This is a genomic window from Pseudomonas sp. P7758 (genome assembly GCF_013386485.1).
Lineage (GTDB): Bacteria > Pseudomonadota > Gammaproteobacteria > Pseudomonadales > Pseudomonadaceae > Aquipseudomonas.
This window is the reverse complement of record NZ_JACARS010000008.1, coordinates 1-26,821: the sequence shown is the minus strand read 5'-3', so window position 1 is coordinate 26,821 and position 26,821 is coordinate 1. Positions and strand designations below refer to the sequence as shown.

Below are 26,821 nucleotides of genomic sequence, written 5' to 3'. Positions count from 1 at the left end.
TTTCTGCGGTCACGGCGGCTTATGGTTTCGCTCTTACAGCGAGTCACTTTGCAAAAGCGTTCAAAAGTGAGCCGCTGTAAGAGCGGAACCAATACAAGCCATCACTCAAATAACGCATATACACACCAACCCAATAGCGCCCCCACACGATCGGCTATAGTGCCCGACGACTCTGGAAAGGGAGACCCTTCGTGCGAATTGCGCTTTTACTGTCAGCCTGGCTCATCTGCCTGGGCGCCCAAGCCGCCCCCGTGGATGTCGCGACCCTGGACCGCGGCACCTGGCCCGAACGCCTCAGCAGCCCCGCCCTGTTCGACGTCGCCTCACGCGCAGAAATCCTGATGTTCGCCCACACCCTGCTCGCCAGCGAATCCCTCGACGAACCCGCCCTCAAGCAGCGCCTGGGCCTGAAGATCATCAACCAGGCCTCGATCGACGACCTGCGCCGCCAACTCTGGCAACGGCTACTGGAAAACTACACCTTCGCCCAACAGAGCTGCGAACAGGACGCCTCCTTCTGCTACCTGGTGGAAAACATGGACGACCTGCGCGAACAAGCCGCCAAATTCGAAGTCAGCGACAACTCCTTCTATATAGGCTGGGCCGGCCCCAGCCGCGCATTCCACGAGCGCTACCTGGATGAACAGTTGCGCAAGGCCGCCCTGTTCCCCCAGATCAGCAGCGAAATCGCGCGCTTCGGCGACCACGAGCGCAACGGCGACGAACTCAACGACCGGATGTTCCTGCTGACCTTCGACAGCGGACCGTCCCCGGTCAGCGGCAATACCGACTGGCTCGCCGACTACCTGCGCAAACAGAAAATGCACAGCCTCTTCTTCGTGCTGGGCAACAGCCTGCAAACCCGCGTCGAGAAAAGCTCGGCCACCGATGTGCAGGCGCTGTACCAGGGCCAGTGCGTTGGCATCCAGGGCTGGCAGTACCGCTCCCATAGCCACTGGGTCGACTGGCAGTCGTCCATCACCCGCAGCGCCTCCCTGGCGCAAAACCTGATGCCGGAAAACTACCTGCCGCTGTTCCGCCCGCCGTACGGTCAGCGCCGGTCCGACAGCCAGGGATTTTTCCAGTCACAAGGGCTGCAAGTGGCCTTGTGGGACATCGACTCGGAAGACGAACCCGGCAAGCTCAAGGCTGATGAGTCGGCGAACCGCGTGCTCACACTGATGCTGTTGTGGCGGCGCGGGGTGATCGTCTTCCACGACACCCAGGACAAGGCGCGCATCGCTTTACCCTGGCTTTTACACGCCACGGCAGAAAGTGGACTCGGCTGGCAGGATTGCCGCGAAGCGTTTCGCTGAAAAAGCACGAAAAGCCCGGCCCTGTTGGGGCTGAGGTTTTTCAGGGGGGAATTTGAGAGGTATTTCGATACAGGCGGACTTCCGACTTTAACGGTGCAATGCCGGCGCGCCTAGTGCTATTCGTCATCCTGAAAAATAAACTTCAAAAAAGCGTCAAAGTGCTTTTTCCTGTCATGTGTTTTGCGGTATTACGAAGACAGACAGCCGAAACCTGCAACACAGGTGGCGTCTTCCAAGACACCTCTTGTGTGCACCGCACTTGACGCCCCTCAAGTGCGTTCGACGGTCGAATCGAGGCGCAGCACTGTCGCGGTATTGCGTCGACTGGCTCCCACAAAGGTGACCGAGTATGGATGATCATGGACGTAACCCTTCTTCCGACCAGCCAATCCTTTATGTGCTTGATACCAATGTACTGATTCACGATCCAAACGCACTGCTCAACTTCGAAGAACACCACGTCGCCATCCCGATGATCGTGCTTGAGGAGCTCGACAAACTCAAAAGCGGGCACCACAGCGTTGCCGCCGAATGCCGCCAGGCCATCCGCCTGATCGACAAGACCCTCGGCGAAGCCTCCCCCGACGATGTCGAGGTGGGCGTACCGATCCAGCGTGGCAAAGGCGGGCCCAAGGGCTTGCTGTCGATTCTGATGAACAAGCGCAGCGAGCCCAACAGCTTGCTGCCGGAGAATCTGAACGACAACAAAATCATCAACCAATTGATCGACCTGCACGCACGCGACAAGGACCTGCGCCTGGTGCTGGTGACCAAAGACATCAATATGCGCCTCAAGGCACGAGCGTGTGGGATCGCTGCCGAGGACTACAGTACCGACCAACTGGTCGACGACGTGTCGATGCTGTCTCGTGGTTATCACACCATGACCGGCTCGTTCTGGGATCGCGTCAGCAAGGTCGAAACCCGTCAGGACCATGGCCGCACCTGGCACCAGGTACAGCTGATCGACAACCTGCCGGCTGTGCACATCAACGAATTCATCATCGACGAACAGGGTTTTGTGGGCTGGATCAAAGAGATCCAGGTCGACAAGCTGCTGATCCTCGACCTGCATCAGGAACCCCTGTTGCACCAGGAAGCCTGGGGCCTGAAACCGCGTGATATCTACCAGAGCCTGGCGCTGTATGCCTTGCTTGATCCGGACATCCACCTGGTCAACCTGACCGGCGCCGCAGGTTCGGGGAAAACCATCCTCGCCCTGGCTGCCGCCATCGAACAGACCATGGTTACCAAACGCTATCGCCGCATCATCGCCACCCGCAGCGTGCAGGGCCTGGACCAGGAAATCGGTTTCCTGCCCGGCACCGAAGCGGAAAAAATGGAGCCGTGGCTGGGGGCGATCACCGACAACCTCGAAGCCTTGCACATGGATGACGAAAACACCCATGGCAGCGTCGATTACATCCTCAGCAAAGTGCCGTTGCAGTTCAAATCCCTCAACTACATTCGAGGTCGCAGCTTCCAGCAGAGCCTGATTTTGATCGATGAATGCCAGAACCTCACGCCGCACCAGATGAAAACTATCATCACCCGTGCCGGCGCCGGTTCCAAAGTGGTGTGCCTGGGCAACCTGGCACAGATCGACACCCCTTACCTGTCCGCGACCAGCTCCGGGCTGACTTACCTGACGGAACGCTTCAAGGACTTCCCGAACGGCGTGCACATCGCCTTGCAAGGTGTCCCTCGTTCGATTCTGGCCGAATACGCCGAATCTCACCTGTAACCCACCAACCCATGTGGGAGCGGGCTTGCTCGCGAAAGCGGTGGTTCAGTCGATGCATTTATAGGCTGACACACCGCCTTCGCGAGCAAGCCAGCTCCCACATTTGATCGGCGTTGGGTTTACAATCGGAGCTCCTGATCAGGAGTATCCCTGTGCTGACTCATCTCGATTCCCAAGGTCGCGCCCACATGGTCGACGTCACTGAAAAAGCCGTGACGTTCCGTGAAGCCGTGGCCGAAGCGCGGGTGCGCATGTTGCCCGAGACCCTGAAAATGATTGTCGACGGCGCCCACCCCAAGGGCGACGTGTTTGCCGTGGCCCGTATCGCCGGGATCCAGGCCGCAAAAAAAACCAGTGATCTGATTCCCCTGTGCCACCCGTTGATGCTCACCGGGGTCAAGGTCGAGCTCAGTGCCGATGGCCTGGACGCGGTGCGCATCGTCGCCCGCTGCAAACTCTCCGGGCAGACCGGCGTGGAGATGGAAGCGTTGACCGCGGCCAGTGTTGCCGCCCTGACGATCTACGACATGTGCAAGGCCGTGGACCGTGGCATGACCATCGAAACCATTCGGCTGCTGGAGAAACTCGGCGGCAAGAGCGGGCATTTCAAGGCGGACCAGGCATGAGCATCAACGTACTGTTTTTTGCGCGCTACAGCGAAGCGATTGGCCTGGACTCTCTGGAGATGGAAGGCGATTTCGCGACGGTCGACGCTGTACGCCAGGCATTGGCCGGTGACCCGGAATTCGCAGTGCTCAATGAGGCCAGCCTGATGTGCGCTCGCAACCAGGAACTGTGCGACCTTGAAGAGCCGCTGCAAGCTGGCGACGAAGTGGCATTCTTCCCGCCCGTGACCGGAGGCTGACCATGGCGATTCGGGTGCAGGCCGAGGCGTTTGATCCCGGCGCCGAGGTCAATGCGATGCATGCGGCCAATGTGGGCGTAGGCGCGGTGGTGAGTTTTGTCGGCTATGTGCGCGACTTCAATGATGGCCTGGATGTGGCGGGGATGTTCCTTGAACACTACCCGGGCATGACTGAAAAGGCCCTCGGCAAAATCGCCGTGGAGGCCGAGCAACGCTGGCCGCTGCTCAAGCTGGAAGTGTTGCATCGCATTGGCGCCCTGGAGCCGGGTGAGCCGATCGTGTTTGTTGCGGCGGCCAGTGCCCATCGTCAGGCCGCGTTCGATGCCTGCGCCTTTGTGATGGACTACCTGAAGACGCGCGCTCCGTTCTGGAAGAAGGAAAACACCAGCGAAGGGCCACGCTGGGTGGAAGGGCGCGACAGCGATCACGCAGCCGCTGACCGCTGGAAATAACGTGTGGCGAGGGAGCTCCCTCCCCACAGCAAGCTCCCCCGCCACACAGGTCAGGTCGAGGTGTGCAGCCGGTGGGGCGACAGCATCGCTTCGGTCAACCCGAACGCCGCCAATGCATCCGGCAACGGCTTGCCGCGCACCAGCGCCGCACTGGCCTGGCCCATCGCTGGTGAGGTCTGAATCCCATAGCCGCCCTGAGCCGCAATCCAGAACAATCCCTCCACCTGTGGATCGAACCCGCAGACCAGATCACCATCGCTGACGAAACTGCGCAGCCCGGCCCAGGTCCGCGCAGGCCGGCGGATGCTCAGGGTGGTGGCTTCCTCGATGTGATAGATGCCGGTGGCGATGTCCAGCTCTTCCGGTTGCACGTCGTGGGGCTCCACCGGGTCGGCATTGGCCGGTGAGCCGAGGAACATGCCCGCGTCGGGTTTCATATAGAACGAACCATCGAGGGCCGCCAGCTCCGGCCATGCGTGGATGTTCAGCTCGGCGGGTGGAGAGAAGACGAACGCGCTGCGACGTTTGGGTTGCAGGCCGATTTTCTGTGCACCGGCCAACTCGCCGATATGGTCGGCCCAGGCGCCGGCGGCGTTGATGATCACCGGGGCGCTGAAGTGTTGTTGGGCCGTGCGCACTTGCCACAGTCCCTGACCGTCACGGGTCAGTTTCTGCACCTCACTGTCGGTGTGGATTTCTCCGCCATTGCGCCGAATGCCGCGCAGGTAACCTTGATAGAGCGCATCGGTATCGATGTCACACACGGTCGGGTCGTAGATACCGCCATGGACTTTTTCCCGGCGCAGGATCGGCATCATGGACATCGACTCCTCGACGTCGAGCAGTCGCGTTTCTGGCACAAGGGCTTTGGCACTCAGGTACTGGCGCTGCAACTCACCGGGGTCGCCAATCAAGTCCACCAGCAATTCGCCCCGTGGGGTGAGCAAGGGGTGTTCGGCAAAGCCTGCGGGCGGCTGATCGAAGAAGGCGCGGCTGCCCAGCGTCAGCGCGCGGACCTGGGGCGTACCATAGGCGGCGATGTACAGGGCGGCGGAACGGCCGGTGGAGTGGTAACCCGGCATCGACTCGCGTTCCAGCACGATGACGCGGGCATGGTGTGACAGCCAGTAGCCGGCGGATGCGCCGGCGATGCCACCGCCGATGATGAGGTAGTCGGCCTGGTTCATGTGTTCCTCCTGGATTTGAAAATGCTGAAACCAAATGTGCAGGCTTGCTTGCTCCTCCACAAGCCCGCTTTCACATTTATATTCAGCCTGGCGATAAAGCAGGAAATCGCTATTTCCTTTTGACCTGAAAATTCCGGAAAAACTGTTATTTCTAACAGTAGGCGGTCCCTTCTATAAAGCGCTTACTTGCATCAGGCCGGTACAAGATGTGGCGTTGATGATAACTGTTCTCTATGTTGGATAAGGAGAAGGAAATGAAAGCGGAAGATCCCAATGTTCGTTTAAAAACGTTTGATATTGAATTTCCTCGCGATGGTGGCAATGTAGTTAATAATGAGGTGTATCTGGGTGGCAAACAGCAATGTCAAGTCAATATAATTGTCCAAAAGGAGAGGAGAAACGCTGAAGGTATATGGGAGCTGGCAGCCTTTGAGGCGACGGAGCTTGAAAGTGCCACGGTGGTTGAGTATTCCACAAACCCAGAAGCGACAATTCCGGCCGGATGGTATTGTGATACAAAAAGGAACGAATTTAACATGGGTCGGTGGTCGGGGGTGCTTGAGGAACCCAGCATGGCTACAGCCCCTTCTAACCCTATTATTCAGCCGATGCCCGGTATTGGTCCGCTCGAAAATGAGAAGCGATACCTGAGGTGTGATCTGAGATCAAGTGGTAATCAGCAGTTTATGGCAAAAATTACGGTGGGACGTAAAACATATACAACTAATATGGAGAGAGATAATGTTAATTATCAATCATCTGTCACTGTTAAGTGTCAAGAGCCCTATACATTGTCTGCTGAGCGGCTCGATCATTGGGCTGATACCGACGCCTTTTCAGTGCAGGGTGTGGATGTGGATATTTATTATTGGACGCCCCCCCTTGGGTTGAGATTTGTCGAGAATATACCTCCGACTGATCCCGTAAAATTAAAAGATTCATCTGTTCAGGGGGATCACTTTGATATTTACTACACTCGGGACATTGGGCACGGTATTAGACAGATCGGCGGTGTCATACGGGGTAATACTGTTGGAAACATCACAATGAATAGCCTGCTGAAAAAATCTTCAGGGGGAAATGACCCAATTCCTGCGAACAAGCGCAATACCATCATGCGTGCTGCGCGAGTCAAGGCCTGGTTGGATAACCCCAACACCGATCAACAAGGGGCCAGTATTTGGACAATGGTCGATAGTTATGGCTGCTCGCATCACTATTACCTGACCGAGACCGACAATTACAATGTGATGGTGCTGCGCGCCACTTCAAAACCCTGACGTTCCAGGCATTTCATCCCCTCTCCAAGTGCGAAGCGGTGGACCTATGGACATCTATTCGAACGCGTTTAATTTCAGTGCCCACCTCGGCGGTTCGGTTGACCTGCGTACCGGGCAGTATGGGTGTCTGATTCGTTTGGCAGTCTTGAGCCCAAAAGGGCCGTTAGAGGTCAGTCGAGAGATTGCCTTGGCGTTCTCGATGATGGATACCCGCAACAGTGGCTACGGTAAAGGCTGGAGCTTGTCGAATACCGAATTTGACCCGAACAGCTTCAAGCTTACGCTACTCAACGGTGAACAATATCTAACCCAAGGGCTGCCCTCCGTAGGGGACAATGCTGTTATTACCGACCATAAGTTGAAGGACCTCACCATAAAACGGGTTGCGCAAAATACGCTGCACGTAATTTACAAGGATGGCACTGTCGAAATCCTGCGTCCCCTCAGCATTCCCGGTCCCTATAAGATCAGTGCTATCCAGTTCGAAAATGGCGAGCGGCTGAGCTTCCGGTATGGCGGTAATAACTTATTGCAGAGCATTGTTGACGATAAAGAAACCGACCTGTTGATGCTGAAGTATTCCGCCGGATCGCTGGTAACCGCCGATACACTAATTGATGGTAATCTTTATGCCCGTACGCGATTTGAATATAGTCATATCGACAACCAACTGACCAAGGTCACGGTTCCTTATGACCTGGCCGGGCCAGTCGCAAGTGAGGCCTATTCGTTTCAGTACCTCAGGTTGCCTGACGCAATGGTGGCTATTTCGCAGGTTATGACACCCATGGGGGGGCAGGAGATAATTCGGTATAACCCCAATGGGCTTCAATACGATGCCCGTTTGTATATTCCGGTCGTCACCCACTGGGAGCAAAACCCTGGGCGCGGGCAGCCCTCTGTCGTCCGCTCCTATAACTACAGTCTCAACCGTAACTTCACGGGATATCCTCTGAATGGCGGATTCCGCCAGGGCCAGGATAATTTGTATCGGGTGGATAGCGAGTACGCTTATTGGGCGGAAGAAACTTACGTTGATAATAATGGCAAGCCCCTGCGGTCTACCCGCGCCACTTATAATCGTTTTCACCTGATGACTGAGGAATTAATGCTAGCCAATGGCAGCCAGGTCAAAACCGAGACTGTCTACAATGAAGTTCGGGGCGTCCAGTTTCCAAATCAGCCCGCCAATCTCCAACTTTCGAGCCGCATCACCAAGACCTTTGAGCTGTATCCCCAGGGTGGCAAACCCCCAAGGGCGGAAGTGGTCAGTATCACCACCGATGACTTCGGCAACGAACTAAGCCGCACCGAGGCCTCCGGCGTACGCACCGAATACACTTATTACCCGGTGACCGGCGAGCCCCGAAGATGCCCTGCCGACCCCCATGGACTCTTTCAACGTTACCTGAAGCTGGAAAAGCTTTTCCCGGCCAGATCGACCACTGCGGCTCGGACCACTGAACATTCCCACACCGACGTCTCGATAACGGGGGGCGGCTACTTCGTCATGCCGCTTGCCATCAACCTTGAAGGGGGCACCCATACGTCTTATACCTATCATTCTGTGGCCGCCAACCCCGCCCTGCATGGTCGCTTGAAAAGCTCCACGACGACGATCGACAAACTCTCTCTGGTCTCCGATTTCACCTGCACCTTCAATGGCGACTCGATCACCGAAGTCCGGAGCTTGAAGGGGCGTGAGCCTGGTCAATGGCTCGAGTCCGCGCGCACGTGGTCACTGACCAATCAGCGTCTGCTCGACATGACACGTGATGCCGTCGGCAGCCTGGCGATGACGTACGATGTCAGTGGGCGGCTGACATCGGAAACCGCCGCGCCAGCCACGCTCCAGATGGCCCGACGTCGTTATGCCTATCACTTTTCGGCCGGGGCCAAGATGGCCCATTTGGTCACCACGGATGCACAAGGCACCGTGCTCTTCACGTATTTCGATGGCATGGGACGCCAGCTCTCTGCTGCGCAATCGCTTGATGGCATCGCGGACAATGACAGGCTTCTGGGTTCCTGGGCGTACGACGCACTCGGGCGGCTCGTGAAGCAAACCCGTCTGGATTATCTGGGTGATGGGCCGCGTACATTGAAAACCAGCCACGCCTATAACATCTGGGGCAACCCGTGGACGGTAACTCAACCCGATGGTCGGGTATTGATCGATGAATATGACCCGCTCCTCAACCGCCGGGTGACGGGGGTGCAAGGTGACGCGCAACTGGAAACCTGGTTCAACGAACACAATCAACCGGCACGGGTTGAGCGGGTGAGCATTGGCGGTGCGCGCATTGTGGTGGAAACCCGTACTTATGACGGGCTGGGCCGCTGCACGGAGCGCATCGATGCCAGGAAGACCAAGACTGAATACGCCTATGACATTTTTGATCGTGTGGTGCGCAGCCTGGAAACCCCATCCGACGGAACGCCGCCCCGTGAGCGGTTGACGACGTATGCGCTTGGCACCAGCGAGCCAACGGTGCGCACCCTCACCGTAGACAGCAAGCTGCTTGGCACGCGTGAATACGACAGCCTGGGCCGCGTCATTTCCCAAGCGCGTGGCAACGCAACAGCCACGACCTGGGAGTACAAGCCCAACCAGGTTGCGCCAGTGGCGGTGACTTCGCCGCGCGGTGATCGTCAAGAGTACGGTCATGATCCTGAGCTGGAGACATTAACGAGCGTCAAGATGGCAGGGCATGCACCGATAGACCTTGAGTACGACCCCATCAGTGGAGCGATGCGACAATCACTCACCGCCGGGCTCAAGCATGAGATGAGTTACGACGAGAACGGCTATCTCGCCAAGGAAGTCCAGACGCTGGGCAGCCAGCCCTTGACTAGCCTGACGAGTTATTCGCCGGGTGGGCGGCTGTTGCGGCACTCCGCGGCGGATGGGCAGCACAGTGACCTCGTATATGACCAGTTCGGACGCCTCCAACAGACCACCACCGGTTTCGTCCGCATGATCCGGACTTACGATAGTCTGGGCCGCCTTTCGGCGCGAACCCTCAATTATCAAATGCGTCTTACCGACTCGGTGACCTTTGACGCATGGGGGCGTGAGTCGGAACGCAAGCTGGAACAGGACGGTGCGCTACTGCAGAACATTGTCAGCACCTATTACGACGATGGCCTGCTGGCCACTCGCACGTTGAAAGACGCGAATGACGCCGTGGTCACGGGCGAGACGTTCACTTACGATGGTTATTCGCGACTCAAATCCTATGTGTGCGAGGGCACGCAATACCCGATGGATAAATTGGATCGGGCGATCAAGGAACAGCGTTTCAGTTATGACGGTCTCGATAATATGACTGAAGTGCGGACAACGTTTATCGATGGCAGTAGCGACCGCAGCGAGCGGTTTTTCCAGGGTAAGGACCCTGCCTGCCTGACGCACCTGACCCATACAAACCCGGTACGAAACCTGACCCTGAGCTATGACGCCGCCGGTAATTTGCAACAGGGCACCTTCGGTCGCGGTTTCACGTACAACGGTTTTGACCAGCTCACTGCTGTACAGACCGCCACAGACAAGTACAGCTACCAGTACGACGGCGAAGCACGCCAGGTGCTTGCTGCGCGAGGCAACGAAGCTCCCGTGATGCTGGCCTATGCCGGGGATCGGCTCGACACGCTGGCGCAGGTCAGCATGCGGGCACGTTACGTGCGCGACGGTGACCAGGTGGTGGCCTACCGAGATAGTGGTAATTACCAGAAACTACTGGTTCTTGACGGCGCTGGCAGCGTCCGCGGTGTGGTGGCACCGATCACGGACCAGGTGCGCCGGCATTACGCACCCTACGGTGACGCCAGGATCGAGTTGCGGGATGACGTGTCGCCCACGATGATGGAAATGCAATTGCCCGCCTACAACGGCGAGCGGCTGGACGTACCGGTCAACCTCTATCACCTGGGTAATGGGCGCCGTGCCTATGATCCCGAACTCATGGTGTTTCTCTCTCCTGATCCCCTCAGTCCTTTTGACGAGGGCGGGATCAACAGCTACGCCTATTGTGGCGGTGACCCGGTGAATTGGTCGGACCCCAGCGGCCTCTTCAGTTTTCCAACATGGGCCCGGTGGGCACTGACCGGTGTTGCACTGGGCATGTCGGTGGTCACCGCTGGGCTTGCAACTGCGGGCTTGCTCGCTGCCATCGGCGCTCAAGCCGCTGCACTGACCATTGCCGGCAAGAGCGCGCTGTTGGTAGCCTCAGGCGCGGCCTCGGTAGGTGGGACGTTGGGGATTGCCGCACTGAGCGTTGAGGCGGTCGACAATCAGATGGGCTGGGATCGCTCCAGTCAAATCAACGTCCTGAACTGGGCATCGCTGACCTTTGCAGCGGTGGGTGTCGCGGCCAGTTTAGGGGGCGCAGGCATAGCGGCGACGGGCGCTTCCCGGGCGGTTGAAGTCGCCGCAAGCCCGGCGGTCCGAAGCTTCAGTCTATTGAGTTCCCAAACAAGGGCCGGATTGCAGGCCGCTGGCAAGTTGCTGACCGGTGCTTCTTACAAGTTCTTCAATGACATTACGCTGCCAAGCCAAGCCTGGGGGGTGACGCGTTTTGGCTTGCGCGTGGTCAATCTGTACCGCTCGGTCGACGGTCGGATCAGAAAGCGCCAGCCGGCAGCGCCTATCGGGGGCGATGCCGAGAACTTGCAGCAGCCACTGGGGCAGCCGCAACCCCAGCCTCAGGCCCATCGCCTTGTCGATATGTCGGGCAGCAGCTTCACTTTCCATGAGGCCTTTTCGCAGGAGGCCTCGCGTGTTCGCCAACCCATCCTGGCCGAATGGAATTCGGCCTGAGGTCTTCCAGCTTAAGGGCGTTTGCGCTCCACCGGACGCAACAAATGCGTCGGCGGCGTTTCGCAGCTGATCTTGCGGCCCAGCAAGGTTTCGATCGACGGCAACTGATACGAGTCGTCTTCACCGGCAAAGCTGATGGACACGCCCGCCGCGCCCGCGCGGCCGGTACGGCCAATCCGGTGCACGTAGTCGTCCGGCACTTCCGGCAGGGTGAAGTTGATCACGTGGCTGATGCCATCGATGTGAATCCCGCGCCCGGCCACGTCGGTGGCCACCAGCACGCGAATCTTGCCTTCGCGGAAACCTTCCAGGGTCTTGATGCGCTTGTGCTGCGGCACGTCGCCGGACAGTTGCGCGGCATTCACGCCATCACGCACCAGGCGTTCTTCGATGCGGCGCACTTCGTCCTTGCGGTTGGCAAACACCATGACCCGCTCCCAACCGTTGTCGTTGACCAGGTTGTAGAGCAGCTTGTATTTGTCGGCACCGGCCACGGCATAGATATGCTGTTCGACGTTCTCGCTGGCGACGTTGAGTGCCTCGATCTCGACGATGGACGGGTCGGTGGTCCACTGCTTGGCGAGGTTCATCACGTCTTCGGTGAAGGTCGCGGAGAACAGCAGGGTCTGGCGCTCGTTCTTCGGCGGGGTCTGGCGAATGATCTGACGCACTTGTGGGATGAAACCCATGTCGAGCATGCGGTCGGCTTCGTCCAGCACCATCACTTCGACCATGTCCAGGTGCACGTCGCCGCGCTGGTTGAAGTCCAGCAAGCGCCCCGGGGTGGCCACCAGGATGTCGCAGTGGCGCGCTTCCAGATGCTTGAGCTGCTTGTCGAAGTCCATCCCGCCAACAAACGTCATCACGTTGAGGCCGGTGTACTTGGTCAGGTCGGCGGCGTCCTTGGCGATCTGTACCACCAGCTCCCGGGTCGGGGCGATGATCAGTGCGCGGGGTTCACCCATGTAGCGCTCTTTTGGCGGTGGGGTCTGCAACAACTGCGTAATGATCGAGATCAGGAAGGCGGCGGTCTTGCCGGTACCGGTCTGGGCGCGACCGATGGCGTCTTTGCCGGCGAGGGTGAAGCCCAATACCTGCGCCTGGATCGGCGTGCAGTACGGGAAACCCAGGTCCTGGATGGCGTGCATCAGTTCCGGGGCGAGTTTGAAATCATGAAAGCGGGTTTTGCCTTCCTGGGGTTCGACGGCGAAGTCTTCCAGTTTCCAGGGAATAACCACAGGTTTGGGCGCGCGTTCACGGCGCGGCTTTTCCTGGCGTGGTTGGTCGGCGGCTGGCTCTTCAGCGACGTTAACCGTGGCGGGTGTGGTCACCGGCTCTTTTTTTGGCGAGGCTACAGGTGCGGTCCGGCCAGGCTGCTGGCCGTCATTGCGGCTGCCTTGAACGTGGGCGGGGGCACTGGAACCTGGCGCGAGCTGCTCAGCCTCGCTTTTACCGAACATCTTCTTGAGTGCTTTGAGCACGGTCATCTCATCAATTGGTTAAGGAATGTACGCCGGCCAGTGTAATGCAAGAATCGGGCGCGGCGTAGTGCGTTGGTCATGCGGCTACACAATGGGTGGTTTTCAGCCCAGGCGGGCGGCCAACCAGTCACCGATATCGTGTATCTCCTGGGGTAACACTTCGTGGCCCATTGGGTATTCCTGCCATGCGACGGTGACACCGCGCGACTTCAAATGCTCATAGGCGCTGCGACCCATGGCGTTCTGCACCACGTCGTCGTATTGGCCGTGCAGGCACAGCGCCGGAATCCGTTGCTGGCTCGCCGACAATTCGAGTTCGTCACCGAAAGTGGGAGCGTAGGTGGAAAGGGCGATCACGCCACCCAAGGCGCCCTGCCATTTCAGGAACGCGGTGTGGAACACCACGGCGCCACCCTGGGAAAAACCGGCGAGGAAAATCCGCGAGGCGTCTATCCCGCTGCTTTTTTGTTCCTTGATCAGGTCGGTAACCATTTTTGCCGAGGCTTCCAGCTCTTCAACACTGATGGAACGCGCCGGGCTCATGGCCTTGATGTCGTACCAGCTCGGCATCTCGTAGCCGCCATTGATGGTCACCGGGCGTGTCGGCGCCTGGGGCAGGACAAAGCGCGTCGACAGGAGTTTTTCCTGCAGGGCTTCGGCCACGGGCAGGAAGTCGTAGCGATCGGCACCCAGGCCATGCAACCAGATTACGCAGGCGTCTGCGGGCTTGGCGGGCTGAAGAATCAAGGGTTCGGTCATGTCTGCTCCATAAATGTGCGTGCGCTCCGATTGAGTGCGTCGGAACGGTGCGCGACGGGTTGATCTGTTAAGAGAATGTCGCAAGGTTGAATCTTTTGCTCTTGACCATGGGCTGAAACGACTCAGCCATCAGTCTGGTACGGGGCTTGCTATGTGAAACCCGATGTCAAGGCTCACCCCAGGCGGTAACACTATCAGTGACTGGCGCCTGTGGGATAGCAACTGGACTTAAAGCAAAAACCTCATGCTGTTTGACCCCAAAAAAAGCCAACACGGGTCGATGTCGCCTCATAAGGGTGCGGTGGGGTTCGAGCTCCGACACAACAAGAGCAAAACTGGAGGTTTGAATGAAGGTATTGAAATCCACCCTGGCCATCGTGACCGCGGCTACCGTACTGGGTGTCAGTGGTTTCGCCCAGGCTGGCGCCACTCTGGATGCCGTACAGAAGAAAGGCTTTGTGCAGTGTGGCGTGAGCGACGGTCTGCCGGGCTTCTCGGTGCCGGACGCCAGCGGCAAGATCCTCGGGATCGACGCTGACGTGTGCCGTGCTGTTGCCGCTGCCGTATTCGGCGACGCAACCAAGGTCAAATTCAGCCAGTTGAATGCCAAGGAGCGTTTCACCGCGCTTCAGTCTGGCGAAGTCGACATCCTGTCGCGCAACACCACCATGACCAGCTCCCGCGATGCCGGCATGGGCCTGAAATTCCCGGGTTTCATCACCTACTACGACGGTGTTGGTTTCCTGGTGAACAACAAGCTGGGCGTTAAAAGCGCCAAGGAACTGGACGGTGCAACCATCTGCATCCAGGCCGGTACCACCACTGAGCTGAACGTTTCCGACTACTTCCGCGCCAACAACCTGAAGTACACCCCGATCACGTTCGACACCTCCGATGAAAGCGCCAAGTCGCTGGAATCCGGTCGTTGCGACGTACTGACCTCCGACAAGTCCCAGCTCTACGCACAGCGCAGCAAGCTGGCTTCGCCGAAAGACTACGTGGTACTGCCGGAAACCATTTCCAAAGAACCACTGGGCCCTGTCGTGCGTAACGGCGACGACGAGTGGCTGGCCATCGTGCGCTGGGTTGGCTACGCCATGCTCAACGCCGAAGAAGCCGGTATCACCTCCAAAAACGTCGAAGCTGAAGCCAAGTCCACCAAGAACCCGGACGTTGCCCGTCTGCTGGGTGCTGACGGCGAATACGGCAAAGACCTGAAAGTGAAGAAGGACTGGGTCGTACAGATCGTCAAGCAGGTCGGTAACTACGGCGAAGTGTTCGAGAAAAACCTCGGCAAGAGCACGCCTCTGGAAATCGATCGTGGCCTGAACGCTCTGTGGACCAACGGTGGCATTCAATACGCACCACCTGTGCGCTGATCGCTGATGGTTCTATCACCCGGTGGGCCAACCGCCGGGTGATGTTCTGTTCCATTATTTCTGGGGCACTTAATGCAAAATCAAATCGGCGCACCAAAACAGAAGCTCAGCTTCAGTGATCCAAAAGTGCGTGCGTGGCTATTCCAGATCATCACGATTGTGGCGGTGGTCTCGTTGGGCTGGTACCTGTTCAACAACACGCAAACCAACCTTCAACACCGGGGCATTACCTCGGGTTTCGACTTTCTTGAGCGCAGTGCCGGCTTCGGCATCGCTCAGCACCTGATCGACTACACCGAATCGGACAGCTATGCCCGGGTCTTTGTGATCGGTCTGCTCAACACCCTGCTGGTGACGGTGATCGGTGTGGTCCTGGCGACCATCCTCGGGTTCATCATCGGTGTGGCGCGCTTGTCGCCCAACTGGATGATCAACAAGCTGGCCACGGTGTATGTGGAAGTGTTCCGCAACATTCCGCCGCTGCTGCAAATCCTGTTCTGGTACTTCGCGGTATTCCTGACGATGCCGGGGCCGCGCAACAGCCACAACTTCGGCGACACGTTCTTTGTCAGCAGCCGTGGCCTGAACATGCCCGCCGCGTTGATGGCGGAGGGTTTCTGGCCGTTTGTGATCAGCGTCGTGGTGGCAATCATCGCCATTGTGCTGATGGCCCGTTGGGCAAATAAACGCTTTGAAGCCACCGGTGTTCCGTTCCACAAGTTCTGGGCCGGCCTGGCGCTGTTGGTGGTGATCCCTGCGCTGTGCGCTTTGGTGTTCGGCGCGCCGCTGCACTGGGAAATGCCCAAGCTGCAAGGCTTCAACTTCGTCGGCGGCTGGGTACTGATTCCCGAGTTGCTGGCGCTGACCCTGGCCCTGACCGTGTATACCGCGGCGTTTATCGCCGAGATCGTGCGTTCAGGCATCAAGTCCGTCAGCCACGGCCAGACCGAAGCGGCGCGTTCCCTCGGGCTGCGCAACGGTCCGACCCTGCGCAAGGTGATCATCCCGCAAGCCCTACGCGTGATCATTCCGCCGCTGACCAGCCAATACCTGAACCTGGCGAAAAACTCGTCACTGGCCGCCGGTATCGGTTACCCGGAAATGGTTTCGCTGTTTGCCGGCACGGTGCTCAACCAGACCGGCCAGGCCATCGAGGTTATTGCCATCACCATGAGCGTGTACCTGGCGATCAGCATCAGCATTTCCCTGCTGATGAACTGGTACAACAAGCGCATTGCGCTGATCGAGCGGTGAGGAAACCTGCATGAGTACGCATACTTTCAAACCTGATATGCCGCCACCGAACAAAGTGTTCGGGCCGATGGCATGGATGCGCGCCAACCTGTTTTCCAGCTGGCTCAACACCCTGCTGACATTGCTGGCGTTCTACCTGATCTACCTGGTCGTGCCGCCGATCCTGCACTGGGCGATCCTCGATGCAAACTGGGTCGGTACCACCCGCGCCGACTGCACCAAGGAGGGCGCCTGCTGGGTGTTTATCCAACAGCGCTTCGGGCAGTTCATGTACGGCTACTACCCCGGCGACCTGCGCTGGCGCGTCGACCTGACCGTGTGGCTGGCCATCGTGGGTGTGGCGCCGTTGTTCATCTCGCGCTTCACGCGCAAGGCGGTCTACGGCCTGAGCTTTTTGGTGGTGTACCCGATCGTTGCCTACTTCCTGCTGCACGGCGGGATCTTCGGCATGACCAACGTGGCCACCAGCCAGTGGGGCGGCTTGATGCTGACCCTGGTGATCGCCACCGTCGGCATTGCCGGGGCCTTGCCGCTGGGCATTGTGCTGGCGTTGGGTCGGCGTTCGAACATGCCGGCGATTCGTGTGGTCTGCGTGACCTTCATCGAGTTCTGGCGCGGCGTACCGTTGATCACGGTGCTGTTCATGTCGTCGGTAATGTTGCCGCTGTTCCTGCCGGAAGGCATGGGCATCGACAAATTGCTGCGGGCCTTGATCGGCGTGATCCTGTTCCAGTCGGCCTATGTAGCCGAAGTGGTGCGCGGTGGCTTGCAGGCGATTCCCAAGGGCCAATACGAGGCTGCGGCCGCGATGGGCCTGGGTTACTGGCGCAGCATGGGCCTGGTGATTTTGCCCCAGGCACTGAAGATGGTGATCCCGGGGATCGTCAACACGTTTATCGCGTTGTTCAAGGACACTAGCCTGGTGATCATCATCGGCCTGTTCGACCTGCTCAACAGCGTCAAGCAAGCCGCCGCCGACCCGAAATGGTTGGGCATGGCCACTGAAGGCTACGTGTTCGCCGCCCTGGTGTTCTGGATTTTCTGTTTTGGTATGTCCCGCTATTCCATTCATTTGGAACACAAGCTGGACACAGGCCACAAGCGTTAGGAGTGTTGTGATGAGTGAAGCGATCAAACAGCCTGTGAGCCCTGAAGGCATTATTCAGATGCAGGGCGTCAACAAGTGGTACGGCCAGTTCCATGTGTTGAAAGACATCAACCTGAACGTCAAGCAGGGCGAACGTATCGTGCTGTGCGGGCCGTCGGGTTCCGGCAAGTCCACCACCATCCGCTGCCTCAACCGCCTGGAAGAGCACCAGCAGGGCCGCATCGTGGTCGATGGCGTGGAACTGACCAACGACCTCAAGCAGATCGAAGCGATCCGCCGCGAAGTCGGCATGGTGTTCCAGCACTTCAACCTGTTCCCGCACCTGACCATCCTGCAGAACTGCACGCTGGCCCCGATGTGGGTACGCAAGATGCCCAAGCGCAAGGCTGAAGAAATTGCCATGCACTACCTTGAGCGCGTGCGTATTCCGGAGCAGGCCCACAAGTTTCCGGGGCAGTTGTCCGGCGGCCAGCAACAGCGCGTGGCGATTGCCCGTGCGCTGTGCATGAAGCCGAAAATCATGCTGTTCGATGAGCCGACCTCGGCGCTCGATCCGGAAATGGTGAAAGAGGTACTGGACACCATGATCGGCCTGGCGGAAGACGGCATGACCATGCTCTGCGTGACCCACGAAATGGGCTTTGCGCGCACCGTGGCCAACCGCGTGATCTTCATGGACAAGGGCGAGATCGTTGAACAGGCGGCGCCGAATGACTTCTTCGACAACCCGCAGAATGATCGGACCAAGTTGTTCTTGAGCCAGATTTTGCATTGATCCATGGGTAATGCTTGAAACAATAAACCCGGCCTGGTGCCGGGTTTATTTTTGCCATCAATCAAGTTGTCGTCAGGGTCTCGTGCTCTTTATGTACCGTATGCACGGAATTGCGAAGATCTGCGCCTTCACTCAGGATTTTTGCTTCGACCAGCAAGTGGGGGTGACGCTCAAGCAAACGCATCAGGACTACCAGGGATTTGGGGGGCAATACCTCACCGCGCTCGTAACGAGATAAGGCGTTGTGGCCGCCACCCGATAGCAGTTGTACCGTTTCTTTTTGTGAAAGGTGCAGTTTGCGGCGTATGCGCTTCATCTCGGTGCCGACCATCTGCCTGAAACTGTGAACGATTTCATCGCAGTGGTCTGAATAGCGTTCCGCGTCTTCGGGGTCCAGGATCACCTCTCCACATGCCTGGCACTCCCATCCAGACAGATCGTCTATACGGCGATGCAAACCTTTGACTTCCGATGTTTCGCTACGTCCTGAGAAGTGATGCATTCCGTCATGCCTGCCGCAGCTGAAGCATTGCTCTGTTTTCATGGGTTTTTCTCCTTGAAGGAGATCACCGGAGGTTTACCATCCGTGCGGTAGGTCACCTTGATGTAGATCTCCAGATCATGTGAGTGAATGTGATACACATCTTGCCAAACTCGATGGTCGTCATGAGTGGTCATCGACTTGTATAACATCGTGTTTTTCAACTCGAAAATGACCGCCTGCATTTGTTCGATGCTTAAATCAAGATCCTCGCCGCAACGGCGTGCGCTTTGAGTAAATGCTTGCTTTCCAAGCCGCCTGACATCCGCCTTTATCACCGCCAGATCGTAATGAGGTGTGTACTTTTCCATAAGACACCTGAGTCCAATAATTACCCTCTGAGGGTAATTTTACCAATCGAAAATACTGCTCCTTTGCCTGCCCAAGAACCCTAGTGCGTTGCCTTTGTAGGCAACTCCGAATAGGCTGTGGGAAAATTCATCCTATGATTGGATGAAAGGACGAAACCCATGACAGACATCGCCCCCCTGATCAAACGCTCCCTCGTCGATCAAGCCCTCGAACAGTTGCGCCAGCGCATCACCCAAGGCGTATGGGCCATCGGCGAACGCCTGCCCACCGAGCCCGAGTTGTCTGCCGAGTTGGGGATCAGCCGCAACACCGTGCGTGAAGCCATGCGCGTATTGGCATTCTCCGGGTTGATCGAGATCCGCCAGGGCGACGGCAGCTATTTGCGCTCCATGACCGACCCGCTGGGAGCGATGAAAGCCTTGTCCCACTGCACCCTGGCTCAGGCGCAGGAGACGCGGCAGATTCTTGAAGTCGAGGCAGTCGGCTTGGCCGCGTTGCGCCGCACCGATGAAGACCTGGTCGCTTTGCGCGCGGCCCTCAACGCCAGCGGCGACCATTACCATGGTGATCTTGAGCACTACATCAGCTGCGACCTGGTGTTCCACAAACGCCTGGTGGACGCGGCCCACAACCCGGCCTTGAGCGAGCTGTATCAGTACTTCTCGAGCATTGTCGGCGCGCAACTGCGCCAGACCCTGAACATCCAGCCGCGCCGGCAAGCGGTGTTCGACCTGCACGGCGCCTTGCTCGATGCCGTGGAACAACAGGACCCGGAACGCGCCAAGGCCCTGTCCCGGCAGTTGATCAATGAACCTTGAACCCGAGACCACCATGCCCCGTTCAGAAAATGCCCTTGATGAACTGCTGATCGACGCCGAAGCCGATGACGATGAGGTCCAGCACAGCCCGCCGGTGGTAAGCCGTCCGTGGTTGTTGCTGTTGGGCCTGATCCTGGTGGCGCTGAACCTGCGCCCGGCGTTGTCGAGCATGGCGCCGCTGCTCGCTGAGGTCTCCCACAGCCTGGGTCTCTCGGCGGCCAAGGCCGGGTTGCTGACGACGCTGCCCGTCTTGTGCCTGGGCCTGTTCGCGCCACTGGCTCCGATCCTGGCCCGACGTTTTGGCGCCGAGCGGGTGGTGCTGGGCATTCTGCTGACCCTGGCCGGCGGCATCATCCTGCGCAGTTCATTCGGTGAGGCCGGGCTGTTCGCCGGCAGCCTGCTGGCGGGTGCGAGTATCGGCATCATCGGGGTGCTGTTGCCCGGTATCGTCAAGCGCGATTTCGCCAAACAGGCCGGCACCATGACCGGCGTGTACACCATGGCCCTGTGCCTGGGTGCAGCGCTGGCGGCGGGATCCACGGTGCCGCTGAGTCATTACTTCGGCGACAGCTGGAACATCGGCCTGGGGTTCTGGATTCTCCCGGCGTTGGTCGCGGCGTTGTTCTGGTTGCCGCAAGTTGGCCAGAAACACGGCGCGCACCAGGTGGCCTATCGCGTGAAGGGCTTGTTGCGTGATCCGCTGGCCTGGCAGGTGACCCTGTACATGGGCCTGCAATCCTCCCTGGCGTACATTGTGTTTGGCTGGCTGCCGTCGATCCTGATCGGCCGTGGCCTGAGCGCCACCCAGGCGGGCCTGGTGCTTTCCGGTTCGGTGATTGTGCAACTGGCCAGTTCCCTGGCTGCGCCCTGGCTGGCCACCCGCGGCAAGGACCAGCGCCTGGCCATCGTGGTGGTGATGGTGCTGACCCTGGGCGGCCTGTTCGGTTGCCTGTATGCACCGTTGGACGGCTTGTGGGGCTGGGCGATTCTGCTGGGCCTGGGCCAGGGTGGCACTTTCAGCCTGGCGCTGACCTTGATCGTGCTGCGTTCACGGGACTCCCATGTAGCCGCCAACCTGTCGAGCATGGCCCAGGGCATCGGCTACACCCTGGCGTCCATGGGGCCGTTCGCGGTCGGGCTGGTGCATGACTGGACCGGTGGCTGGAACGCCACCGGCTGGATTTTCGCGGTGATCGGCCTGGGCGCGATCATCGCGGGGTTGGGCGCCGGGCGTGCGCGGTATGTCGGCGTGACCAGCGAAAAGGTCTAGAGGTACAGCACTTCCATAGTGCTGGAACCATCGATATGCACGTCGCTGCTGAGGTCGAGATTGTTCTTGGCAGCGATCACCGTATCGACCCTGACCAGGCTGCTCAGCGTCTGGAAGGCCGTCGGCCCGCTGGTGCTGCCGACGGTGTCGGTAAAGCCGAGAAAGCTGCGCGAACCGATGTCGATCGGGTTGCTGTTGGCGGTGCGCCAGGCGATCCCGCCGCTGGTGGACTCGGTGCCGTAAACCTCCGGCAGGCTGTCGATCACCGTCTGCTTGGGGTCGAAGGTCAGGGAGTACAGCCCGATCTTGTTGCCACTCGGGTCCAGGCCCAGCCCGTAGTAAATTTCGCTGTTGACGTTGGCGGTGCCGTCGCGGTTGTCGCTCATGCGCAGGGCGTAGCGAGTCGCTGCCTCGCAGTTGATGGTCACGCTCAGGTAGCGCACCGGCAGGCGTTTGCCGCGATCAATGTTCAACTCCTGTTGGGAAATCTTGCCGTAGTCGATCAGCCCGTTGCTCGACAGCGCCGGTGTACAGGCACTGGGAGTGAGCAAGCCGGTGACGCCGAGTTCGACACTGGAGGCTGCCGTGGCACCGCTGCTGAGGGTCAGCAGGGCAAGTGTTGCGAGAGAAAGCTGGCGTAGGTGCATGACCATACTCCTTGATCAGAGGTAGATGATTTCAATCGTGCCCGAACCGTCGAGCAGTACTTCCGTACGCAGGTCCAGGCTGTTCATGGGGGACAGGACGGCGCGCACGCTGATCTGCCCACTCAGGTTCTGGATCGCGGTGGGGCCGGCATTGCTGCCGGGTAGAGCGGTAAAGCCGAGCAAACTGCTGCTGCCGATGGGAATGGGGTAGGCGCTGGAGCTGCTCCAGGCCACGCCACCGGTGGTGGAGTCGGTGCGATATACCTGGGGCAGGGCATCGGCGCGCAGGTCGAAGGGGTCGAAATAGAGGAAGTACCGGCCGATTTTATTACGGCTGTCGTCCACTCCCAGGCCGTAGGCGGTTTCGTCGATGCCGCCGGTGGCCGAGCCTTTGCGGTTGTCATGCATGCGCAAGGCGAAATGAGTCGGGCCGTCGCAGCCGATACTCAGCAGCAGGCTGCGGGAGACCAGCCCGGTTTCCTTGTCGGTGTTAAGGCTCCTGGACCACATACGGCCAAAGTCGATGATGCCGCCGTTGGACAGCGTGGTCTCGCAGGCCGCCGGAGCGAAGCCGGCTTGCAGCGACAACTCCCGTGCGCGGCCGCTGGCGACGGCGTCGATCAAGCCGCTGGCTTCCCAGGTCACCGCGTCGCGCACTTGCAGGGCGTCGGCCTGCGCCCAGGCATTGACCAGCAATTGCGCCGAGAAGCTGCTGCCGGTGGTCGGCGCACCGTCGCGCAACGGTACGATGGCCTGGTCGGGCCGCCAGTCGAGTGTCCTGCCCCTGGCACTGGGCGCCTGGCCTTGCCCGCTGGTCAACCCCAGTTCAACAGCCTGGCCGTCGAGTACCGCATCGCTGATGTGCACGCGGTAACTGCCACGCTCGGTAAAGCGGTAGCGCTCGGCGGTCGCGGCCAGGGCCCGGTAGAACACGTGCATATCGGTGGGCGTCGGGCAGTTCAGGTTGAGGCTCAGGCGGCGTTCTCCCAGCAGGATTTCTGCGCCGGGGTTGCGCTGCACGGCGCGGTTCATCACGCCGAAATCCAGGCGCGACTGGCTTAGGGTCAGTTGGCATTCGTCGGCGTGCGCCCGGCCCTGGGCGATGGTGCCCAGGGCCAATCCCAGCAGTAACAATCGCTTCATCACAGTCTTCCTCATGGCATTACACAGCGGGCCGGGGCGGTTTCGAAATACACCTGCGGGTCGGCTTTTTCCGCGAGTTCAACCTGCAGTTCACAGCGGCTCATGCCCGGTGCCTTGACCCACAGGGGGCGTGGGTCCAGCACGTTCGGCAGGAACACCTGGCTGCCTTCCTGCACCAGGGTCACGAACTCGCCATCGACGGTACTCACCGTGGCGCCACGGGGCAGCGGCGTGCCGTGGTCGGTGGTCACTGTGAGCAAGGCACGACGGGTCAGGGCCACGCCGAATTCCACGCGATCCACCGCGCCGCGCCCGGCGCTGATGACGGCCAGGCCGTTGCTGATATCGGCGTTGCGCGGCAGCGACTGGGTTTGCACTTCCACGGGGCTGCGCCCGTAGGCGGACACCTGCGGTACCACGGCCTGGCCCTGGAAGTCGGTCCACACCGGGCCGCTGGGCGTGGTGAGCTTGACCCCGGCCATATCGCCGACAGACACCAGCGCAAAGGTCTCGCGCACCGGATAAGGCGAGAAGGTCACGCCACCGCTGTGGGCCACCACCGCACCGCGTGCGCCGCCCTGGTAGCTGGAACGTTCGGCGTCCGAGCGGCTGTAGTTCATGTCCAGTTGTGCATAGCGCGGCAGATAGGAGACGCCGAGGGTGGATTCCACTTGTTGGTCGCGGCTGTCGTGCTCGGCACTGACCCGGTAACTGAGTTGATCGTTGACCTGCTCGTTCACCCCCAGGCCGATGCGATGCTCGCCACCGGAGTTGCGCACCCAGGAGCGCCCACGCCGGTTCTCACCCAGTGGCACGCTCAGGTTCAGGTACACCGCGTTCTCGTTATTCTGCCGGCCGCTGACCTGCCACTCGGCACTGGCCGACAGCGACACGCCGCGCACGCTGGTGCCCCATGAGGCCAGGGCACGGCTGCTGTTTTCGCCGTTGAACGTGGTGGTGCGCGACAGGCCGGCATTGAAGGCACCCAGCCATGGATGGGCCCAGCCCAGGGCCAGGCTCTGCTGGTCGCGATAGCGGGTGAGGCGACCTTCGTCGTCCCGTGAGTCGTAGTAGGCGGCGTCTTCCAGCTCCCGGTAGCCCATGGTGCGGTGGGAGGCGCCGGCGGTGATCGACCATTGCCGGCCCAGGCGCTGGGACAGGCTCAGGTCGGTCTGTACGCCGCGTTCACCCAGGCGTTGGGCATCGGCAATCTGGGTCGACAGTTGTACGTGGCCGTCTGGCCACGGCAACAGGCCGAGGCTGGCACCTGTGGCGCGGTAGTCTTCGGCAGCCAGTGCGCCGGCCCCCAGGCTCAGGCGCGGGTTCAACGCACCGCTCCAGCCGCCGCTGATTACCCATGGATCGTCGCCCCGTGTATCGCCGATATTGCGCACCCGGCCTGCTCCCAACGAGTAACCCGGCGCTGGCAAGCCGATGCCGAGCATCGCCGCCGGCACGGTGAAGCGCCGCTCTTCGCCGGTGCTTTCCTTGACTGTCACTTCAACGTCGGAGCGTGTGTTCAGGCGCCTCACGTCGGTCAGCGAGAACGGCCCGGCCGGCACCACCGTGGAGTGAATCAGCGCGCCGTTCTGGCGTACCTCGACCTGGGCCGGGCTGTTGGCGATGCCGCTGATGGTCGAGCCCTGTTCCTGGTCCTGCAGGGCCTGTTCGGTAAACAGCTGCATGCCGGTGATCTGCGCGGACGACAGCACCGGGTTGTAGAGGTTGATCTGCCCGGCCTGCAACACCGCCTGCTGCTCGGCGAAGGTGCGCTGGGCATAGGCTTCCAGGTGGGTACTGCGGGACCGGGAGTCTTGCCAGGTCTGTACCTGGCGGCTGCGCACGATCCAGTCGCCGGCGTTGAAGCCCAGCTCGGTATTGGCCGAGCCGAAGCGGCTGGCGTCGTCGCCATAACGGTTGTACAAACCGGTGAGGTCGTAGTTGAGCAAGCCGGCGAACCCTCCGGTTTCATAACCGGACAGCTCACGTTGGCGCGGGCGCAGGGCATCGGTGGGCACCATCAGGCTCACGCTCAGGCTGGCGGGGTCTTGCTCCACCACGGTTTGCGGGTATTCGCCGAGGAAGTCATGGCAGCGGCTGTCGGCCAGCGGGGCCGGTATCACCAGGTCGGCCGCGTCCAGCAGCGGGCGGTCGAAGCACAGCGCGCCCTGGCTGTCGAACTGCACATCAAGGCGGCCACGGCGCTGGCCGTTCACCGTCAGGCTCACGGCGTGGCGGCCGCTGGTGTAGCGCGGTGCGTCCAGCAACAGGTAGGCCAGTTCCGGGTCGATACCGCGCTGGTGCAGGGTTTGCGCGTCGAAGGCGTCGCCCCAGGCATCGGCCGACAGCAACGCCATGGTCAGTGGCAGCGCGGCCCGCATCCGGGCGGGGCGTAAAGGACAGTCGGGCACGGCTTCGCCAGCCGGGTCAGTGGTTACTGTGTTCACGTAAAGGCACTCAGGTTATGGAAGCCGGCAACGGTTGGCGGGCTTCCCGGTGACAGTCACAGGGCTGTCACTTCGTTATTCAGCGTTTGCGGCGGTTATCGGTGCTTCATAGGCGGCGACGGCAAAGCCGTACACGGTGGCCGGTTGCAGGCGTACGGCCGTGGCGGTGTGGGGCGTGCTGAGCCGCAGGGTTTCGCCGGGCAACACATAAGTGCGCGGCAGCACCAGGCTCTGCTTGCCGGGCAGCAATTGCAGCTCCTGGGCCAGGCGCACCACGTAAGGCGTGGGGTTGGCGACGTTCAGGTGACCGGCGTTCAACGACCAGGTCAGCCCGGTCCAGGGTGTGCGGTTCGGCGCCAGGCCCTTGGGATGAATGATCACCGGCAGGTTCTGGCGCACGGTCACGCCCACCCGCGCATGGCCAGCCTGGGCGGCGTCACGGTCCTTGGGCATGCCTTCGAAGATCACCCGCTTCAGGCGTTGGGTTTTCAGGGGCGTGGGGTTGCGCAGGATAAAGCGCACCAGCTGGCTTTTATCGGCCTCGACCCGGGACAGGGGCGGGGTGACGAACAGCAGCGATTCGGTGTCTTCCGGAATGTCTTCCAGGGTGACGTGCAGCAGGGCCAGTTTGCCGTCGGTGTTGGTCACCGACACCGAAGCTTCGCCGTCGGCCTCGTTGACGATCACCACCGAGGTGTCGGGCACCATGCCGTCGGCAAACGCCTGGGTGCTCAGCAGCCAGCCCAGGGCCAGCAAGGTTGGATAGGTCTTCATGACGCAGTTCCTAAAATGATCACAGGGCTTAGAGGTAACGCAAATCCAGGACCAGTGAGCCATCGAGGGGAACGTCTTGCCTGAGGGTCAGACGGTTCGCCGGGTGGATGGTGGTCTGTGCGCGGATCCGGGTGGTCAGGGTGACGATGGGTTCCGGAAACGGTCGGCCGGGACGGGCAAAGCCCATGAGTGTCTTGGGGTGGATGGCCGGTTGGGGAGCCCAGAGGCCGCCTTCGGGGTTTGACACAAGTGACTGCATGGCCTGGCCGTCTCCTTGCGCCGCTTCGAACGCCAGGTCGACGTAACCCAACTGCTCCGCGGGCGCGTTGGGGTTTCTCCCCAGGCCGTAGGTAGTGTCCGGTGCGGCGGACGAATCTTCGCGGCTGTCCAGGCCAATCAGGCCAAACAACAAGGGGCCGCTGCAGTGGATCTCTACCTCCAGCCATTGGG

The 26,821-nt window shown here is 60.0% G+C and carries 23 protein-coding genes; 13 read left to right on the top strand and 10 right to left on the bottom strand.

The genetic code is table 11. The annotated features are described in order from the left end of the window. Positions 1-191 precede the first annotated feature (191 nt). The 5 genes from HX873_RS01705 to moaE all read left to right on the top strand — a co-directional run bounded on the left by HX873_RS01705 (position 192) and on the right by moaE (position 4,377). Positions 192-1,316 carry a polysaccharide deacetylase family protein gene (locus tag HX873_RS01705; protein ID WP_003216300.1) on the top strand — a complete coding sequence of 375 codons (1,125 nt, stop codon included), beginning with the start codon at positions 192-194 and terminating at the stop codon, positions 1,314-1,316. A gap of 349 nt (positions 1,317-1,665) precedes the next feature. After that, positions 1,666-3,060: a PhoH family protein gene (locus HX873_RS01700; RefSeq protein ID WP_008435664.1), complete on the top strand. Its 1,395-nt coding sequence runs from the start codon at positions 1,666-1,668 to the stop codon at positions 3,058-3,060. Positions 3,061-3,212: 152 nt separating this feature from the next. Beyond that, a complete protein-coding gene (gene moaC / locus HX873_RS01695; protein WP_008435663.1) occupies positions 3,213-3,686 on the top strand; it encodes a cyclic pyranopterin monophosphate synthase MoaC in 474 nt (157 codons plus the stop codon). After that, positions 3,683-3,925, top strand: a complete 243-nt coding sequence (gene moaD / locus HX873_RS01690) for a molybdopterin converting factor subunit 1 (RefSeq protein ID WP_003216306.1) — start codon at positions 3,683-3,685, stop codon at positions 3,923-3,925. Before moaC ends, moaD begins: the two co-directional genes overlap by 4 nt. Before the next feature lie 2 nt (positions 3,926-3,927). Further along, positions 3,928-4,377 (top strand): molybdopterin synthase catalytic subunit MoaE, encoded by a 450-nt coding sequence (gene moaE / locus HX873_RS01685; protein WP_087692831.1) that lies wholly within the window; start codon positions 3,928-3,930, stop codon positions 4,375-4,377. A gap of 50 nt (positions 4,378-4,427) precedes the next feature. Here moaE and HX873_RS01680 read toward each other — a convergent pair whose 3' ends face one another. Then, positions 4,428-5,564, bottom strand: a complete 1,137-nt coding sequence (locus tag HX873_RS01680) for an FAD-binding oxidoreductase (RefSeq protein WP_177122281.1) — start codon at positions 5,562-5,564, stop codon at positions 4,428-4,430. Positions 5,565-5,818: 254 nt separating this feature from the next. Between HX873_RS01680 and HX873_RS01675 the strand changes: the two genes are divergently transcribed. Both HX873_RS01675 and HX873_RS01670 read left to right on the top strand, forming a co-directional pair. After that, complete coding sequence (locus tag HX873_RS01675) at positions 5,819-6,844, top strand: hypothetical protein (protein WP_087692829.1); 1,026 nt, start codon at positions 5,819-5,821, stop codon at positions 6,842-6,844. Between the two features lie 46 nt (positions 6,845-6,890). Beyond that, entirely contained in the window at positions 6,891-11,663 is a 4,773-nt protein-coding gene (locus HX873_RS01670; RefSeq protein WP_177122280.1) for an RHS repeat domain-containing protein, read from the top strand. A gap of 11 nt (positions 11,664-11,674) precedes the next feature. Here the strand turns inward: HX873_RS01670 and rhlB are convergent, their stop codons facing one another. Both rhlB and HX873_RS01660 read right to left on the bottom strand, forming a co-directional pair. Further along, a complete protein-coding gene (rhlB, locus tag HX873_RS01665; RefSeq protein ID WP_177122279.1) occupies positions 11,675-13,150 on the bottom strand; it encodes an ATP-dependent RNA helicase RhlB in 1,476 nt (491 codons plus the stop codon). Positions 13,151-13,246: 96 nt separating this feature from the next. After that, positions 13,247-13,903, bottom strand: a complete 657-nt coding sequence (locus tag HX873_RS01660) for an alpha/beta hydrolase (RefSeq protein ID WP_003216319.1) — start codon at positions 13,901-13,903, stop codon at positions 13,247-13,249. A 347-nt stretch (positions 13,904-14,250) separates the two neighbouring features. On the opposite strand from HX873_RS01660, the gene HX873_RS01655 reads away from it, so the two are divergent. The 4 genes from HX873_RS01655 to HX873_RS01640 all read left to right on the top strand — a co-directional run bounded on the left by HX873_RS01655 (position 14,251) and on the right by HX873_RS01640 (position 18,419). Then, entirely contained in the window at positions 14,251-15,282 is a 1,032-nt protein-coding gene (locus tag HX873_RS01655; protein ID WP_003216321.1) for an amino acid ABC transporter substrate-binding protein, read from the top strand. A gap of 72 nt (positions 15,283-15,354) precedes the next feature. Further along, entirely contained in the window at positions 15,355-16,536 is a 1,182-nt protein-coding gene (locus tag HX873_RS01650) for an amino acid ABC transporter permease (protein WP_003216323.1), read from the top strand. 10 nt (positions 16,537-16,546) lie between these two features. Beyond that, complete coding sequence (locus HX873_RS01645) at positions 16,547-17,644, top strand: amino acid ABC transporter permease (RefSeq protein WP_003216325.1); 1,098 nt, start codon at positions 16,547-16,549, stop codon at positions 17,642-17,644. Between the two features lie 10 nt (positions 17,645-17,654). After that, the gene (locus HX873_RS01640; protein WP_003171943.1) at positions 17,655-18,419 is read left to right on the top strand and encodes an amino acid ABC transporter ATP-binding protein; all 765 of its coding nucleotides are present in this window, start codon (positions 17,655-17,657) and stop codon (positions 18,417-18,419) included. A 61-nt stretch (positions 18,420-18,480) separates the two neighbouring features. Here the strand turns inward: HX873_RS01640 and HX873_RS01635 are convergent, their stop codons facing one another. Both HX873_RS01635 and HX873_RS01630 read right to left on the bottom strand, forming a co-directional pair. Further along, complete coding sequence (locus tag HX873_RS01635; RefSeq protein WP_003216327.1) at positions 18,481-18,963, bottom strand: type II toxin-antitoxin system MqsA family antitoxin; 483 nt, start codon at positions 18,961-18,963, stop codon at positions 18,481-18,483. After that, complete coding sequence (locus HX873_RS01630; RefSeq protein WP_003216329.1) at positions 18,960-19,271, bottom strand: type II toxin-antitoxin system MqsR family toxin; 312 nt, start codon at positions 19,269-19,271, stop codon at positions 18,960-18,962. The genes HX873_RS01635 and HX873_RS01630 overlap by 4 nt, the downstream gene beginning before the upstream one ends. Before the next feature lie 159 nt (positions 19,272-19,430). On the opposite strand from HX873_RS01630, the gene HX873_RS01625 reads away from it, so the two are divergent. Both HX873_RS01625 and HX873_RS01620 read left to right on the top strand, forming a co-directional pair. Further along, the gene (locus HX873_RS01625) at positions 19,431-20,090 is read left to right on the top strand and encodes a FadR/GntR family transcriptional regulator (RefSeq protein WP_003216331.1); all 660 of its coding nucleotides are present in this window, start codon (positions 19,431-19,433) and stop codon (positions 20,088-20,090) included. Next, positions 20,080-21,360: a CynX/NimT family MFS transporter gene (locus HX873_RS01620; protein WP_177021817.1), complete on the top strand. Its 1,281-nt coding sequence runs from the start codon at positions 20,080-20,082 to the stop codon at positions 21,358-21,360. Before HX873_RS01625 ends, HX873_RS01620 begins: the two co-directional genes overlap by 11 nt. Here the strand turns inward: HX873_RS01620 and HX873_RS01615 are convergent. From HX873_RS01615 to HX873_RS01595, 5 genes are all read right to left on the bottom strand, one after another. Continuing rightward, the gene (locus tag HX873_RS01615) at positions 21,357-22,007 is read right to left on the bottom strand and encodes a DUF1120 domain-containing protein (protein WP_102369868.1); all 651 of its coding nucleotides are present in this window, start codon (positions 22,005-22,007) and stop codon (positions 21,357-21,359) included. The genes HX873_RS01620 and HX873_RS01615 overlap by 4 nt on opposite strands. A gap of 15 nt (positions 22,008-22,022) precedes the next feature. Beyond that, positions 22,023-23,150 (bottom strand): DUF1120 domain-containing protein, encoded by a 1,128-nt coding sequence (locus HX873_RS01610; RefSeq protein ID WP_177122278.1) that lies wholly within the window; start codon positions 23,148-23,150, stop codon positions 22,023-22,025. An 11-nt stretch (positions 23,151-23,161) separates the two neighbouring features. Continuing rightward, the gene (locus tag HX873_RS01605; protein ID WP_177122287.1) at positions 23,162-25,531 is read right to left on the bottom strand and encodes a fimbria/pilus outer membrane usher protein; all 2,370 of its coding nucleotides are present in this window, start codon (positions 25,529-25,531) and stop codon (positions 23,162-23,164) included. Between the two features lie 141 nt (positions 25,532-25,672). Further along, entirely contained in the window at positions 25,673-26,371 is a 699-nt protein-coding gene (locus HX873_RS01600) for a fimbria/pilus chaperone family protein (RefSeq protein ID WP_008435638.1), read from the bottom strand. Between the two features lie 28 nt (positions 26,372-26,399). Further along, positions 26,400-26,821, bottom strand: a 422-nt coding sequence (locus HX873_RS01595; protein ID WP_102642723.1) for a hypothetical protein, incomplete at its 5' end; no start/stop codon positions are given.

Coding starts and splice junctions, on each gene's coding strand:
- HX873_RS01700 (WP_008435664.1), top strand. CDS start 1,666: ATGGATGATCATGGACGTAACCCTTCTTCCGACCAGCCAATCCTTTAT.
- moaD (WP_003216306.1), top strand. CDS start 3,683: ATGAGCATCAACGTACTGTTTTTTGCGCGCTACAGCGAAGCGATTGGC.
- moaE (WP_087692831.1), top strand. CDS start 3,928: ATGGCGATTCGGGTGCAGGCCGAGGCGTTTGATCCCGGCGCCGAGGTC.
- HX873_RS01680 (WP_177122281.1), bottom strand. CDS start 5,564: ATGAACCAGGCCGACTACCTCATCATCGGCGGTGGCATCGCCGGCGCA.
- HX873_RS01675 (WP_087692829.1), top strand. CDS start 5,819: ATGAAAGCGGAAGATCCCAATGTTCGTTTAAAAACGTTTGATATTGAA.
- HX873_RS01670 (WP_177122280.1), top strand. CDS start 6,891: ATGGACATCTATTCGAACGCGTTTAATTTCAGTGCCCACCTCGGCGGT.
- rhlB (WP_177122279.1), bottom strand. CDS start 13,150: ATGACCGTGCTCAAAGCACTCAAGAAGATGTTCGGTAAAAGCGAGGCT.
- HX873_RS01660 (WP_003216319.1), bottom strand. CDS start 13,903: ATGACCGAACCCTTGATTCTTCAGCCCGCCAAGCCCGCAGACGCCTGC.
- HX873_RS01655 (WP_003216321.1), top strand. CDS start 14,251: ATGAAGGTATTGAAATCCACCCTGGCCATCGTGACCGCGGCTACCGTA.
- HX873_RS01650 (WP_003216323.1), top strand. CDS start 15,355: ATGCAAAATCAAATCGGCGCACCAAAACAGAAGCTCAGCTTCAGTGAT.
- HX873_RS01645 (WP_003216325.1), top strand. CDS start 16,547: ATGAGTACGCATACTTTCAAACCTGATATGCCGCCACCGAACAAAGTG.
- HX873_RS01640 (WP_003171943.1), top strand. CDS start 17,655: ATGAGTGAAGCGATCAAACAGCCTGTGAGCCCTGAAGGCATTATTCAG.
- HX873_RS01635 (WP_003216327.1), bottom strand. CDS start 18,963: ATGAAAACAGAGCAATGCTTCAGCTGCGGCAGGCATGACGGAATGCAT.
- HX873_RS01630 (WP_003216329.1), bottom strand. CDS start 19,271: ATGGAAAAGTACACACCTCATTACGATCTGGCGGTGATAAAGGCGGAT.
- HX873_RS01625 (WP_003216331.1), top strand. CDS start 19,431: ATGACAGACATCGCCCCCCTGATCAAACGCTCCCTCGTCGATCAAGCC.
- HX873_RS01620 (WP_177021817.1), top strand. CDS start 20,080: ATGAACCTTGAACCCGAGACCACCATGCCCCGTTCAGAAAATGCCCTT.
- HX873_RS01615 (WP_102369868.1), bottom strand. CDS start 22,007: ATGCACCTACGCCAGCTTTCTCTCGCAACACTTGCCCTGCTGACCCTC.
- HX873_RS01610 (WP_177122278.1), bottom strand. CDS start 23,150: ATGAAGCGATTGTTACTGCTGGGATTGGCCCTGGGCACCATCGCCCAG.
- HX873_RS01605 (WP_177122287.1), bottom strand. CDS start 25,531: ATGCGGGCCGCGCTGCCACTGACCATGGCGTTGCTGTCGGCCGATGCC.
- HX873_RS01600 (WP_008435638.1), bottom strand. CDS start 26,371: ATGAAGACCTATCCAACCTTGCTGGCCCTGGGCTGGCTGCTGAGCACC.